Consider the following 14216-nt stretch of genomic DNA (forward strand, 5'->3'; position numbering starts at 1 on the left):
ATTCTATCTTAGTCTACGAACTGGAACTCATTGCTCATCAGCAAAACTTGGACGAGCTGGGAAAGAGGGTTCTGCGGGCGCGGACGCTTGATGGGCCAATGGCTGGCATCGTTGAAGTCTTCGTCAGACTTGGTGAGCAACGTGGTCTTTCCATTCACCTCATCCACGCCGTAGATCGCCGGGCGCCAGTCGAAGCTGTCGCTGTTCGTGTCGCCGTTTTCAGAGTCGACCACGAAGTCGATGACCTCGCCGCGGGTCACTGCAAGGCTGGCAACTTCCATGTTCTTTTCTGACTTGGGAGCGATCAGATCATTGACCAGGATGCCCTGCTTGTTGGAAATGATGAGGCCACGGATGCCATTGCCGTTCGGGTTGTCGCGATCCAGTCTGCCAGAGATGCGGATGGTGCCATCGAAAGGCGAGGTCCAGCGGAGCACGGTCGCGTGCTGGCTACCGGGGTGGCCGCCGCCTTCCGCCCATTGCGTGTAGCTCCACTGCTTATCCGGCATGTCCTTGCTCATGCTCCACCACTTCCGGCTCTTGGTGCCGTTGTACGTGGCAAAGGGAATGAACTCGTAGCCGGTGATCTTCCCGCTGGCATCGCGCTGCGGTTTGCCGGCACCATACTTCCAGAGGAAGGGTGGCTTGTCCTGCAGATCCATCGCATCGTTCACGAAGCGCTGGGCCAGCTCCACCTCCTCCAGCTTCGGCTCACGCTGGAGGACCTTGCGATACAGTGCGGTGATGGTTTGCGAGTCGATGGTGCTACCCTCCTGCGGCAGCTTCGCGGCGAGCTTGCCAGACTGATCCCGCATGAAGGGCGAGTTCATGAGGAAGAGCGCCTGCTGCGGCACGGTCGTGTTGTAGCGCTGTGGGCTGTGCGTGTCCGGATTCGCGAAGTCGAACATCGCCGGCACCGTCGCCTGATTGTAGCGGTCCACGATGAGGTACAGGCTGCGACGGGAGTTCACATCGGCAGCATTCAGTGCCACGGGACGTCCACCCATCTTCGCCGGATTGAGCGTTCCAGTGACATCGATCATCGCGTCTCGCATGGATTCGTAGTCCAGGCGCTGGCGGCTCTGGCGGCTTAGAAGCGTGTTATCCGCATCCTTCAGGTCCTTGTCAGGAGTGGAAACAGCGCTCTGCTGCCAGGTGCGCGAGTTCAGAATCACGCGGTGCAGGTTCTTCAGACTCCAGCCCTGCTCCATGAAACTGGCGGAAAGCCAGTTCAACAGATCCAGCTGCACCGGCGCAGGCGTCTGCACGCCGAAGTCGCTGGTCTGGCTCACAAGCGGCGAGCCAAAATGCTGCAACCACACGCGATTCACCATGACGCGGGCCGTCAGCGGATTGTCGCGGCTGGCAATGGCATTCGCCAGTTCTTCACGGCCACTCCCCTTGCTGAACTTCTGTCCTCCAAGGAAGGTCAGGAACCCACGCGGCGCCACCTCTCCGGGGCGACCCTGGTTGCCACGGATGAAGATGCGCACGTCATTGGGCTTCTCCTTGTCATTCATCACCATCGCGCGAGGAGGCGCTCCGGGGGAACTCAGCTCGATCTTCTTAATCTCATTGCGGAAGCGGGTCATCGTCTCCGTGTCCTTCCGGGTGAAGAACTGATCCACCTGATCCACCGGCACAGCCATGGGGGACTGCGGCTCCAGCAACACGCTGCGTACCGCCTGCCAGTCCGCATTGTCCGGTTCCTTGCCCGTAAGGCAGGTCACAAACACATCGGCATACAAGCCCAGCACCTCGTCCATCGACTTCGGCGCCGGCCGCTTGGCAAGTTCGTTGCGAATCACCGCATTCGTGGCGCTGCCTTCCTTGGTAAGCTTGTCCTTCACCCCTGCGGAAGCCTGCTCAAAGCCTTCCTTCGGCAGCGTCGAGAACTCCTTCCACGCCATCATCACCGGGTGCGGCTTGGAGGTTGCTGTGTGACGCTTCACAAATTCACGCCAGCGCGAGGCCACGCGGTCACGCAGCTTGAGCTGACCTGCCTTGCCGCGGAATGCCTCACCATTGATGTCCTCCTTCACCGCCTGCTGGGCAAAGGCCAGATACTCACGCATGCGATCTGCCTTGCGCATGTCATCGAAAACCTCCTTGCGGAAGACGGTCATCTTCTCCTCCACCTTCGATACCTCACCACGATAGGCGGCATATTCCACTTCACTGGAAGCCTTGCCGATCACAGGGAATTCCTCCGGGATCTCGCTGCTGGAGAAGACACCGTAGATCGCATAGTAATCCTTCGTGGGAATCGGGTCGAACTTGTGATCGTGGCAACGCGCGCACGTGACAGTAAGGCCAAGCGTGCCACGCGTGAGCACGTCGATGCGGTCGTCTGTCTGCAGGTCCTTGTTGGAGATGAAAGTGTCACCTACCGTCAGGAACCCGAGGGCAGCGAGATTCTTGGAACCCGCGTCCGCTCCGGCGATGCGATCCGCAGCAATCTGGTGCTTCAGGAACTCATCATACGGCATGTCCGCATTCAAGGAATCCACCACCCAGTCACGATAGGTGAAGGCGTAGGGGAAGCGGTAGTCCTTGCCACCGACCTGATAACCTTCCGTGTCGGAGTAGCGCGCCACGTCCAGCCAGTAGCGGCCCCAGCGCTCGCCATAGTGCGGCGAGTTGAGAAGGTCATCAATGAGCTTCGCCGGCGCATCGGGCGACGGATCTTTCACAAATGCCTGCAGTTCTTCAAACGAAGGCGGCAGACCAGTAAGCGTCACGTAGAGGCGACGACCGAGGATGGCACGATCGGTCTGAGGAGCAAAATCAAGACCAGCCTTCTCCAGCTTCGCAGCCACAAACGCATCCAGCGGGTTGGCGGGTTTCAGCTTGGGATTGGCGACCACCGGGACGGCCGGCTTCGCGACCTTCTGGAAGGCCCAGTGGTCCTCCCAAGAGGCATGCTGATGATCACCCGCCGCTTCCTTCGGCCAGGGAGCTCCCATCTTCACCCACTGCACGAGTGCTTCGATCTGATTCGCCGCGAGTTGGGGCTTCTTCGCGGGCATGGGCTCCGCACCCGCCGCGTGGCGGATGGCCTTGATGAGCACGCTGTTCTCAGGGTCGCCGGGGATGATGACCTTCTTGTAGTCTGTGCCGCGCATGACCCCCGCGCGTGAGTTGAGCATGAGGCCGCTCTTGGCCTTGTGTCCTTCGTGGCAGGAGTAGCAATTCTCCGCCAGCACCGGGCGCACGTTCTTCTCGAAGAAGGTGATCTGCTCCGCTGTGAAGACCGGTTCGGCTTCAGGCTTCGTGGATGCTGAGTACAAAGACGCAGTGCAGGCGGCCGTGACGCCGCCTGTCAGCATCAACCGGAAGGTCAAGGAGAAGGCCATTTTTGAAGTCGTCCGCGGCTGGGTTTTCAATCAACACCACGGAAGCAATAAACGTGCTTTATGGGCCTGATTTTTCAACGGTGAGTCGTTCGCCCGAAACCAATTTGCCCAGTGATTTGAGCCGGAAGGCCCCACATCCCAGACTTGCAGTTTTTCTTCGATTGTGAATTATGGTCTCATGCGTGCGCCCCCTACTTGTGTACGACTTTGGGCAGGCCTCAGTCTCGTGACGGGTTTCACACTCGCCACAGGCTTCTTGCATCAGGTAGCGGCCGCCACGGGCACCGGAAATGACACCGAAATCCTCGCGAGGGATTTGGGCGGGACCAGGTGGTTCTGGCACGGGCGGGAGGACCGCGTTCTGGAACTCCGCAAGGACGGCACTTTTGACCTCGAGGACTGGAAGCAGCAGGGCATCTCCGCCATCTGGAAAGCCACCGGACCAAAGCAGGTGACGGTGACCGTGGTCAGTCAAAAGTTCAGGAACCTGACCGCCACCCTCGACTTCGACACCTCCCTGAACTCGTTCACCGGCAAGGATTTGGACCAGAAGCGAGCCATCGCACCCAGCCCTCGCATAGCTGTCAGTCCGGGACCGGGAGGCGGACACCCCGCACTCACCAAATTGCTTGGCGGCACCCAATGGTACTGGCACGGGAAAAAGGACAGGGTGCTCGAATTCCGCAAGGATGGGAACTTCCAACTCGCAGACTGGGCTCAACAGGGGATCAGTGCCGTCTGGCAAGCCTCCGGGGAACGCGAGGTCACCGTCACGGTCACCAGCGCGAAATTCAAGAACCTGACGGCCACGCTCATTTTCACCGAGAATCTCAGCCTCTTCACAGGCACGGATCTCGACAAGAATCGCATCATCGCCGTGAGCCCACGCGTGGATGACGGAGCCTTGCTGGCCCAGAACTTGGGCGGCACCCGGTGGCTCTGGCACGGAAAAAAGGACCGCGTGATGAAACTGCGCAAGGACGGACACTTCGAGCTGGGCGACTGGAACCAGCAAGGCATTTCCGCCGTGTGGCAGGCGACCGGCCCAAGGGAAGTCACGGTGACCGTCATCAGCCCCAAGTTTCGGGACCTCACGGCAACCCTCGTCTTTGACGGGGGCCTGACTTCCTTCACTGGCACCGACCTCGACAAGAAGCGGCAGGTCGTCAGGAGCCCGCGTGTCGATCACTGACAATCGAGCCCAGCCTGCGACCTACATCCGCAAGGCCGTCGGACTCTTGCTCTTTTGCTTTCCCCCTTCAGAGTGACGATTGGGGCAGTCAGTCCATTCTCCAGAGAACGGACCTTATTCCGCACCACCATGCCAGCACCCCATGAAATCCGTGCCACGTATGATCGCGACAACATCGTGATGTACCAGGCCTATTCCCCGGCCATCGCGGATGCGGCATTGAAAGCTCAGACATTCGTACCGCCATTCTCCATGGAGCGGATGACCTGGATCAAACCATCATTTCTCTGGCTCATGCACCGTAGCAACTGGGGGAGTAAAAACGGTCAGGAGCGGACCCTTGCAGTCACGATATCTCGCAGCGGGTGGGAAGAGGCTCTGAGCAAGGCCGTCCTCACCGTGTACGAGCCTTCTGTGTTCAAGTCCAAGACCGACTGGGATGAGCGATTCCAAAACTCCGAAGTTCACGTGCAGTGGGATCCGGAGCGCAACCTTCGTGGGGCTTCACTCAACTGGTACAGCATCCAGGTGGGCATCAGCCGTCATGTCATTCGGGAGTTCGTCGACGACTGGATTCAAAAAATCGAGGACTTCACCCCACGTGTCGCGAAGATTCACACCTTGCTGCGCAGCGGAAAGGCAGATGAAGCAAAGCGCCATCTGCCAGTCGAGCGAGTCTATACGCCACCAGCAGCCATCGCAAGACGGCTGCTGATCCACTCGTGATCAGAAGAGCCTGACGGACTGGTGAAGCCCGTCGCCAGCTCACGAAATCTCCCCGGCAATCTCATGCGCGTCCGCGTGCGCATTGCGGCGCTTCATGAACTTCGCGATGATCACGTAGAACACCGGTGTGAAGATCAGGCCGAAGAACGTCACCCCGATCATCCCGTAGAATACCGCGGTACCGAGCGCCTGGCGCATCTCCGCACCGGCACCACGTGCCAGCACAAGCGGGAGCACGCCGAGGATGAAGGCGAAGCTGGTCATCAGAATCGGACGCAAACGCAGACGGCAGGCTTCCACCGCTGCCTTGAACCGATCCTCGCCGGCATCCTGTCTCTGTCGCGCAAACTCCACGATGAGGATCGCATTCTTCGCCGCCAGACCAATCAACACCACCAGACCGATCTGGGTGAAGAGGTTGTTGTCCTGCCCGCGCAGCCATACGCCGCCGATGGCACTGAGCAGACACATGGGCACGATGAGGATCACTGCAAGCGGCAGCAGCCAGCTCTCATACTGGGCAGAGAGCACCAGGAAGACGAAGAGCACGCACAGCGGGAAGACGAATACGATCGTGTTCCCCGCGAGGATCTGCTGGTACGTCAGGTCCGTCCATTCGAAGTCGAATCCGGATGGCAGGTTTTCTTTGGCAAGGCGGCTCACCGTCTCAATCATCTCACCGGAACTCACCTCTAGCCCGGTGTTCCCGTTGATGTCGGAACTGGTGAACATGTTGTAGCGCTGCACGCGGTCGACGCCGCCAATCTTGGTCACCTTCACCATCGCTCCTAGAGGCACGAGGTTTCCATCACGGTTTCTCGTCTTCAGGGCTGTGACATCTTCGGGCTTCACACGGTATTGCGGCTCCGCCTGGGCGGTAACCTGCCACGTGCGGCCGAAGAGGTTGAAGTCATTCACATACATGGACCCCAAGTAGACCTGCAACGTCTCATTCAGATCATTGAGAGAGACCCCCATGTTCTTCGCCGCCTGGCGATCGATGTCCACATAGTACTGGGGTGCATTCGAGCGGAAGCCGGTGATGATGGAGGTGAAGCCCGGCTCCTTGCTGATGGCATCCACCAGCTTCTGAGTCGCGCCCTGGAGAGCCGTGAAACCGGCATTGTCGAGGTCCTGCACTTGCAGCTTGAAGCCCCCGGCATTCCCCAGACCACGCAGCGGTGGTGGCGGCAGAATCAGCACGCGCGCCTCCTGGATGCCTGCGGTGCGCTTCTTCAGCTCCGCCATCAGGGCATTCACGTGCTGGGATGCGTCTCGCTCGGCGAAGGGCTTGGGAATGATGAAGGCCGCACCCACGTTCGACTGGTTGGCCTGGAGCACAGAGGAGTAGCCCACAATGGCGAAGGTATGGTCTACACCGGGAATTTCCCGTGCGATGGCGTCGATTCGTTTCGTCACCGCATCGGTGCGGTCAAAGGAAGCTCCATCGGGAAGCTGGATAACCACGAGGAAGTAGCCCATGTCCTGCACGGGAATGAACCCCGTGGGCACTTTTTTGAAGAGCCATCCCGCGGAGTAGATCAGTCCCCCGTAGAGGAACAGCATGATGAACGCCATGCGGATGATCCGTGCCACGGCGCCGCCGTAGAAGACGGAAAGCTTGTCGAAGACATAGTTGAAGCCGCGGAAAAACCAGTTTTTCCGCGGTGGCTTTCCATTTGCATCGAGCTCCTCATGCTTCAGGAGCAGCGCACAGAGCGCGGGAGAAAGGGTGAGCGAATTCAGCGCGGAGATCACCGTGGATACGGCAATGGTCAGCGCGAACTGCTGGTAGAACTGGCCGGTGATGCCACCAAGGAATGCCGTGGGCACGAACACCGCACAGAGTACCAGCGCCACAGCAACGACCGGGCCGGTCACTTCCTTCATGGCCCGCAGGGTGGCCTCACGGGCATGGAATCCCTTGGCCAGATAGCGCTCCACATTCTCCACCACCACGATGGCGTCATCCACCACGATGCCGATGGCCAGCACCAGTCCGAAGAGCGAGAGGTTGTTCAGCGAGAAGCCGAAGACCAGCATCACGGCCAGTGTGCCGATGAGTGACACCGGGACCGCAAGCAGCGGAATGATACTGGCGCGCCAGTTCTGCAGGAACACAATCACCACCAGCACCACCAGCAGCACCGCCTCCAGGAGCGTGTGCAGCACGGACTTCATGGAGTCCCGCACGAACTTCGTCGGGTCATAGTTGATGCGGTAGTCCACACCCGGCGGGAAGCGCTCCTTGATCTTCTTCATCTCGGCATACACCGCATCTGCCGTGGACAATGCATTGCTACCTGGAAGCTGGAACACACGGAGGGAGATGGCGTTCTTCCCGTCCATATAACTTTTCACCGAGTAGTCACGTGCGCCCAGTTCCACCCGTGCCACGTCCCTCACGCGAATCACGTCACCATTGTCTCCGGTGCGCAGCACGATGTCGCCGAACTCATCTGCAGTGAGCAAGCGGCCACGTGTCGTCAGCGTGTACTGGAACTCCGTGCCGGCAGGCGCGGGCTGCTGGCCGAGCTGGCCCGCCGCCACCTGCACGTTCTGCTCACGTACCGCACGCACGAGGTCGCCTGCGGTGAGATTGCGCGCGGCGAGCTTGGCCGGGTCCAGCCACAGACGCATGTTGAAGTCCAGGCCACCGAGCGTCGAAGCCTCCGCCACACCGGGGAGCCTCGCGATACGGTTCTGCACTTGCAACGCGACGTAGTTCGCCAGGTAGAAGGTGTCGCGCGATTCATCCGGCGAGTAGAACTGCACGGACATGGTGAGATCCGGCGAGCGCTTCTGCGCGGTCACGCCGAGCCGGCGCACATCCTCAGGCAGACGTGGCAGGGCCGCATTCACCCGGTTCTGCACCAGCACCTGGGCCTGATCCAGGTTCGTGCCCAGTTTGAAGGTGATGGTGATCTGCAGCCTGCCGTCACTCGTGCTGGAGGAGGAGAGGTAGAGCATGTTCTCCACCCCGTTGATTTCCTGCTCAAGTGGGGCAGCCACAGTCTCAGCCAGGGTCTGCGCATTGGCGCCGGGATAGGTGGCGGCCACCACCACGGTGGGCGGAGCCACCTCTGGATACTGCGATACCGGCAACGCGAAGTACGCAAGACCACCCAACAGGGTGATGATGATGCTCAGTACCGCGGCGAAGATGGGACGGTCGACAAAGAAGCGGGGGAGATTCATGATCGGCGCAGTCCGTTACTTCGCGGCAGTTCCTTCCAAGGGCCATGGCATGGGCGACTCCTGGGGATTCACCTTGCCACTGTTGCGCACGGCCATGAGGCCGTTGATCACGATTTTCTCCCCGGGCTTCAAACCGTTCCGGACAATCCGCAGACCATCCTCCAGCGCGCCGGTTTCGATGGTGCGGTAGTGCGCCACATTCTCCGCATCCACCACAAACACGAAAGGCCTTCCCTGATCGCTCCCGATGGAGCTGTCGCGTACCAGCAAAGCATCGTATTCCCCACTGCCAGGTACACGCACACGAGCGAAGTACCCTGGGGACATCAGTGAGTCCTTGTTCGGAAACACGCAGCGAGACCGGATGGTGCCCGTGTCCGGGGAGATTTCGTTGTCCACGAAGTCAACCACCCCCCGGTGCGGGAAGCCTTCTTCATTCGCGAGCGCCATCTCCGCCTCCACTTCGCCGAAGAGCGCGCTGGCCCGCTTGCCCTGCTTGTAGAGCTCACGGTATTTCAGCGAGGAACGCTCATCCACCTCAATGTAACAGTAGATGGGGTCCACGGCCACGATGGTGGTGAGCAGGGTCGAGTTGTTCGAGTCGTCACCTATGACGAGGTTCCCCTCACGCACACGGGCATCACTGATGCGACCGGCGATGGGCGCACGTACTTCGGTGTGAGCCAGATCAATCTTCGCCAGCTCCACAGCCGCAGCCGCAGCACGCACCTCAGCATCGGCGCCCCGGCGGGTGTTCACGCGCTGCTCGAAGTCTTCCGCAGAGATTGCCTTTGCAGCCACGAGCCCCTCAGCGCGTCTCGCCTCACTGGCAGCCAGCTCCTGCCGCGTACGGGCCCTCTCCAGTTCCGCCTCGGCACGCTCCACGGTGGCACGGTAGGAACGGGGATCGATGGTGTAGAGGACATCGCCTGCCTTCACTTGGGCGCCGTCCTTGGCGTGGACTTTGTCCAGATAGCCGGAGACGCGCGCGCGCAGCTGCACCGTCTGGGGTGAAGCGAGGCGTCCCACATATTCATCCCATTCCTTGAGTCTTTTCTGCACCGGCACAGCCACGGTGACATTGGGAATTGTCTGGGCGGATGCCGGAGGGGCTGGCTTCTCGCAAGAGGCGAGCAAACCGGCCACCCCTGCGAGCGCGAGGAGTTTGGGGAATCGTGTCATCAGGAAGGGGTTGGGGGGACCAAAACGTACGCACATACCCTGTGCAAGGTTGCAGCGTCCGGTCCATTGGATGCGCTACGCAGCCAAAATGGGACCCCTAGCTGTACCTAGGAAATTTTGTTAGCTCGGGGATGCGCCCCTTCATAGACCTTCTTCATGCGCTCCGTGGTCACATGAGTGTAGATTTGCGTAGTGCTCAGGCTGGCATGTCCCAGGAGTTCCTGAACACTCCGGAGGTCGGCGCCATTATCTAGCAGGTGCGTGGCAAAACTGTGACGAAACTTGTGAGGCGTCACCTTCACCGGCACGCCGGCGAGACGGCAGTATTTTTTAACGATGTCGGTGATGGCCTGGGTCGTCATGCGTTTCCCCACCTTGCTGCGGAAGAGTGCACCGTCGTGCACCCCCGCCTTGCTGCGGTAACGCTGCACTGCGGTCACTGCAGGCGCACCCATGGGACAGAAACGTTGCTTCCTCCCCTTTCCCAGCACCTTCACCGTCTCGGTGTACACATCCACGTCCTCCACGTTCATACCGGCGAGTTCACTGATGCGGACGCCGGTGCTGTAGAACATCTCAAGAATGGCCGCATCGCGCTCGGGTGCCCATGCAGGAGCCTGCTTTTCCTTCGGAGTGACCATGGGCAGATCGAGCATGGAGGTCACCTGGTTCACCGTGAGCGTGACCGGCAGCTTCTTCTCCTGCTTGGGAAGCTGCACCTCCAGCAACGGATTCTTGGCCAGCCCGCAACGGCGTGAGAGAAACTTGAAGAAGGAACGAAGGGCCGCGAAGTGCAGCCGGATGGTGGCGCGGCCCAGTTCAGCCTTCATCTGCTCGAACAGGTAGCGCCGGAAATCATCTGCGGCGAGGGCCTCCCATGAGGTGAATCCGCGATGATCCTTGCGGAAGGTATCCAGCGCGTGCCGGTAGTTCTCCAGTGTGCGCGGTGACGCATTCCGCTCCACCTCCATGAAAGTGAGGAAGCGTTCCGTAAGGGAGTCGGGCTCGAGGGGCATGCGCGTGGCACTCGCGTGAATGCCACGGGAAGGATTAACGCAAAGCAGCGAAGCAGCAAAGAGAATGGAGACTTCGCGTGGTACGGCATGTTCTAGGAAACAATCTCCATGGCCACACGCCCGTGCACATCCGTGAGGCGGAAGTCGCGGCCCGCGTACTTGTAAGTGAGGATTTCGTGATCAAGCCCCAGGAGGTGCAGGATGGTGGCGTGGACATCGTGGGTGTCCATCTTGCCTTCCACGGCTGCCTTTCCAGTCTCATCCGTGGCACCATGGCGCATGCCGCCTTTTACACCGCCGCCGGCCATCCACATGGTGAAGCCGGTGGCGTTGTGACCGCGACCGTTGCCATCACCCTTGTCATCGTTGGGCGTACGGCCGAACTCGCCACCCCACAGGATGAGGGTGTCCTTTAGCATATCCCGCTGCTTCAGATCCGCGATGAGGCCGGAGATGGGCTTGTCGATGGACTCGGCCCGGCTACCAAGGTTCTGCCGCAGGTTGTTGTGATGATCCCACCCGGTGTGGGTGATCTGAATGAAGCGTACGCCTTTCTCGGCAAGACGTCGCGCCGTCAGGCACTGTGTGCCAAAGCGTTCGGTGGCTGCATTGTCGAGACCGTACAGAGCACTCATGGAATCCGGTTCCTTGGAGAGGTCGAGCACGCCCGGTACGGAAGTCTGCATCTGGCAGGCCATCTCCATGGATTGGATCACGCCTTCCAATTCCGGGTTGGAAGGATCGTGCTGAGTGAGCAGGCGACGATTCAGCTTCTGCATGAAGTCCACCTGAGTGCGCTGATTTTCATAGGTGAGCAGCGGGTCCAGATTGGGCAGGCCGCGCTGGCCTCCGCTGATGCGTGTGCCCTGGTAGGTGGCTGGAAGGAAGGCGGAACCATAGTTCATGGCGCCACCTTGATCATGCGGAGGGTCAATGGTGATGAAGCCCGGCAGATCCTGTGCCTCTGTACCGAGGCCATAGACCGACCACGCGCCCAGCGAAGGACGCACGAACATCTCATTCCCAGTATGCAGCGCGACGGTGGCCTGCTGGTGCGAAGGCGTGCGGGTGGTGCAACCATTCAACAAGCACAGCTCATCGGCATGCTTCGAGAGTTCCGGGAACGCCTCGGAGATCATGAGGCCACTCTTGCCGCGGGGCTCGAACTTGAAGCGAGAGCCCAGAATCGCACCACTGGGCCCGCCTTCACGATCCGCGATCTCCGGCTTCCAGTCGAAGGTGTCGAGATGGCTGGGGCCTCCCTGCATGTAGAGGAAGATCACACGTTTCGCCTTGGGAGCATGATGTGGCTTCTTCGGTGCGAGGGGATTGACATAACCGGCCTTCTGCTCCGCTGCCTGAAGCTGCCAGCCATTGAGCGCAGAAAATGCCAGCCAGCCAAATCCGGCACTGGTGCTCTGCAGGAAGCCACGACGCGTGGTCGCCAGGGAGATGTTTGAGCAGGTGTTCATGGGCGTGGATTTCAAATTTGAGATTTGAAATTTCAGAGCGTGCTACAGGAGATAGCGGAACTCGGCGCTGCTCATGAGCGCCTGGATGAAGATGCTCCACCGGGCGGTGCCTGTGGCATCAAGTGCCTTCATCATATCGCGGGCCGCTGTGATCTCCGAGGCATCCGGCTTGCGTCCAAGAATGCGGACGTAGGCGGCTTGCACACGTGCGGCATCGTCCTTGTGCTCTTCTTCCAGCAGACGCTCCGCCGCAGCCCGCGCCAGTGAGGCGGAGAGTTCCCCATTCAGGAAGAACAAGGCCTGCGGTGCCACGGTAGTGACCTCACGCAATCCCTTGATCTGGCTGGGATCCGGGAAATCAAATGTCTCATGCATCGGAGTGAGCAGTGACCGCAAAACCGGCAGATACACGGCGCGGCAGGGTTCATCATCCGGGGTGAGACTGCGCAACCGCGCCTCTTTCCCCTTTCCTCCGTAGCCAGCTACTTGCGTTCCCTCCGGTCTCTCCAGGTTCAGTTCACCTGCCATGAAGAACATGGAATCACGAATGGCTTCCATCTCCAGCCGCCTCAGGTTCATCCGCCAGAAGTAGTCGTTGGCGCCATCGAGCTCTTCCCTGGCAGCATCACCCTTGCTGCTGAGGCGATAGGTGCGACTGAGCATGATGCTGCGGATCATCTGCTTCACGGACCAGCCATTCTCCACGAAGCGCACCGCGAGATGATCCAGCAGTTCCGGATGCGTGGGCTCCTCCCCGGTGCGTCCAAAGTCATCCACACTGCGCACGATGCCCCGGCCAAAGAGATGCTGCCAGATGCGATTCACCATGACGCGTGAGGTCAGCGGATGATTGGGTGTGGCAATCCATTTCGCGAGTTCCAGTCGTCCGCTGGCTTTCCCTGAAATGACCGGCAGCGCTGGCAGCATGGGAATCTGCAAGTCACCTCGCTTGGGCGCTTCCCCCCGATCATAGGCATCACCTTTGATGGCGATGGGGCAATCCGTCGGCTCACCCTCGGCCAGCCCCATGGCACGCGTGGCATCATAGCGGAAGAACACGGGGTACCGCCCGTTGTTCATCTGCATGTCCATCATGCCGCTGTCGTCAGCACCTCCCGCAGAGCTGCCACCACTGGATGACGATGCGACGCTTCCCTTGCTGCTATTTGATGCCACCATCGGTCCCGCTGCGGGCACGCGCACCAGGGCATCCACATCTACATAGCCATTCGCACCGAGGTCGCCTTTGGGCCGTTGACCCTGCCAGGTCTCGCTGCTGTAGAAGATGCCCGCGAGCGCGTAGTAGTCGTGCTGGGTGATGGCATCCGTCTTGTGATCGTGGCAACGTGCGCAAGCCACGGTGAGACCGAAGAACGCTCGCGTGGTGACATCAATCTGATCGTCCACCTGATCCATGCGGAAGAGCTCGCCGCCATCCGAGAGATCCAGCGAGGCCATGGTGAGCATGCCGGTGGCGATGGTGTTCTCCGACTTCTCCTGCGGTGTGGCTGCAGGCAGCAGGTCTCCTGCAATCTGCTCCGCAATGAAACGATTGTATGGCTTATCCTTGTTGAAAGCGTCGATCACATAGTCGCGGTACCGTCGCGCGAAGGGAAATGCGGCATTCATGGTGCGACCCACGCTGTCCGCATAGCGCACCACATCCAGCCAGTGGCGGCCCCAGCGCTCGCCAAAACGCGGCGATTGCAGCAGGCGATCCACCGCTTTCGCGAAAGCTTGATCATCGTTGGCCGGATCCCGCAGGAAATCTTCCAGCTCTTTCTCCGTGGGTGGCAAACCCGTGAGATCAAACGTGGCACGCCGCAGCAGGACCGTGCGGTCCGCATCCAGATTCGGCAAAATCTTCTTCTCCGTGAGCTTCGCGAGGATGAAGCGATCCAAGTCATCACGCACCCAGGTTTCATGCTCCACCGTCGGCGTCGCCGGACGATACAACGGGCGGAAGGCCCACGACACCGCTTCTTTATCACGAGCCACGGTGGACGATGACGCCAGCAGAAGGATCACGGTCACCACTCTGGTCACCTTCAGAAACAAGGACGCATGCATGGAT

8 protein-coding genes are annotated in these 14216 nt (G+C 60.1%); 2 read left to right on the forward strand and 6 right to left on the reverse strand.

Going from position 1 to position 14216, the window contains the following annotated elements:
- Positions 1-8: 8 nt before the first annotated feature.
- Positions 9-3356 carry a PSD1 and planctomycete cytochrome C domain-containing protein gene (locus tag DES53_RS17925; protein WP_113959661.1) on the reverse strand — a complete coding sequence of 1116 codons (3348 nt, stop codon included), beginning with the start codon at positions 3354-3356 and terminating at the stop codon, positions 9-11.
- 178 nt (positions 3357-3534) lie between these two features.
- Between DES53_RS17925 and DES53_RS17930 the strand changes: the two genes are divergently transcribed.
- Together DES53_RS17930 and DES53_RS17935 are read left to right on the forward strand one after the other, a co-directional pair.
- The gene (locus tag DES53_RS17930) at positions 3535-4548 is read left to right on the forward strand and encodes a hypothetical protein (RefSeq protein ID WP_113959662.1); all 1014 of its coding nucleotides are present in this window, start codon (positions 3535-3537) and stop codon (positions 4546-4548) included.
- A 129-nt stretch (positions 4549-4677) separates the two neighbouring features.
- Positions 4678-5274 carry a DUF4291 domain-containing protein gene (locus DES53_RS17935; protein WP_113959663.1) on the forward strand — a complete coding sequence of 199 codons (597 nt, stop codon included), beginning with the start codon at positions 4678-4680 and terminating at the stop codon, positions 5272-5274.
- 39 nt (positions 5275-5313) lie between these two features.
- Here the strand turns inward: DES53_RS17935 and DES53_RS17940 are convergent, their stop codons facing one another.
- The 5 genes from DES53_RS17940 to DES53_RS17960 form a co-directional block, all read right to left on the reverse strand.
- A complete protein-coding gene (locus DES53_RS17940; protein ID WP_113959664.1) occupies positions 5314-8472 on the reverse strand; it encodes an efflux RND transporter permease subunit in 3159 nt (1052 codons plus the stop codon).
- Positions 8473-8487: 15 nt separating this feature from the next.
- Positions 8488-9654: an efflux RND transporter periplasmic adaptor subunit gene (locus tag DES53_RS17945; RefSeq protein ID WP_170157198.1), complete on the reverse strand. Its 1167-nt coding sequence runs from the start codon at positions 9652-9654 to the stop codon at positions 8488-8490.
- A gap of 107 nt (positions 9655-9761) precedes the next feature.
- Positions 9762-10670 (reverse strand): site-specific tyrosine recombinase/integron integrase, encoded by a 909-nt coding sequence (gene xerA, locus DES53_RS17950; protein ID WP_113959666.1) that lies wholly within the window; start codon positions 10668-10670, stop codon positions 9762-9764.
- Between the two features lie 92 nt (positions 10671-10762).
- A complete protein-coding gene (locus DES53_RS17955; protein WP_113959667.1) occupies positions 10763-12142 on the reverse strand; it encodes a DUF1501 domain-containing protein in 1380 nt (459 codons plus the stop codon).
- A 42-nt stretch (positions 12143-12184) separates the two neighbouring features.
- Complete coding sequence (locus tag DES53_RS17960; RefSeq protein ID WP_113959668.1) at positions 12185-14212, reverse strand: DUF1549 and DUF1553 domain-containing protein; 2028 nt, start codon at positions 14210-14212, stop codon at positions 12185-12187.
- Positions 14213-14216: the final 4 nt, after the last annotated feature.

Origin of the sequence: Roseimicrobium gellanilyticum (assembly GCF_003315205.1) — a bacterium.
Taxonomy (GTDB): Bacteria; Verrucomicrobiota; Verrucomicrobiia; order Verrucomicrobiales; family Verrucomicrobiaceae; genus Roseimicrobium; species Roseimicrobium gellanilyticum.

Excerpts from the sequence above, each read along its gene's own strand:
- DES53_RS17935 (WP_113959663.1), top strand. The coding sequence starts at position 4,678 with ATGCCAGCACCCCATGAAATCCGTGCCACGTATGATCGCGACAACATC.
- DES53_RS17960 (WP_113959668.1), bottom strand. The coding sequence starts at position 14,212 with ATGCATGCGTCCTTGTTTCTGAAGGTGACCAGAGTGGTGACCGTGATC.
- DES53_RS17925 (WP_113959661.1), bottom strand. The coding sequence starts at position 3,356 with ATGGCCTTCTCCTTGACCTTCCGGTTGATGCTGACAGGCGGCGTCACG.
- DES53_RS17955 (WP_113959667.1), bottom strand. The coding sequence starts at position 12,142 with ATGAACACCTGCTCAAACATCTCCCTGGCGACCACGCGTCGTGGCTTC.
- DES53_RS17940 (WP_113959664.1), bottom strand. The coding sequence starts at position 8,472 with ATGAATCTCCCCCGCTTCTTTGTCGACCGTCCCATCTTCGCCGCGGTA.
- xerA (WP_113959666.1), bottom strand. The coding sequence starts at position 10,670 with ATGCCCCTCGAGCCCGACTCCCTTACGGAACGCTTCCTCACTTTCATG.
- DES53_RS17930 (WP_113959662.1), top strand. The coding sequence starts at position 3,535 with ATGCGTGCGCCCCCTACTTGTGTACGACTTTGGGCAGGCCTCAGTCTC.
- DES53_RS17945 (WP_170157198.1), bottom strand. The coding sequence starts at position 9,654 with ATGACACGATTCCCCAAACTCCTCGCGCTCGCAGGGGTGGCCGGTTTG.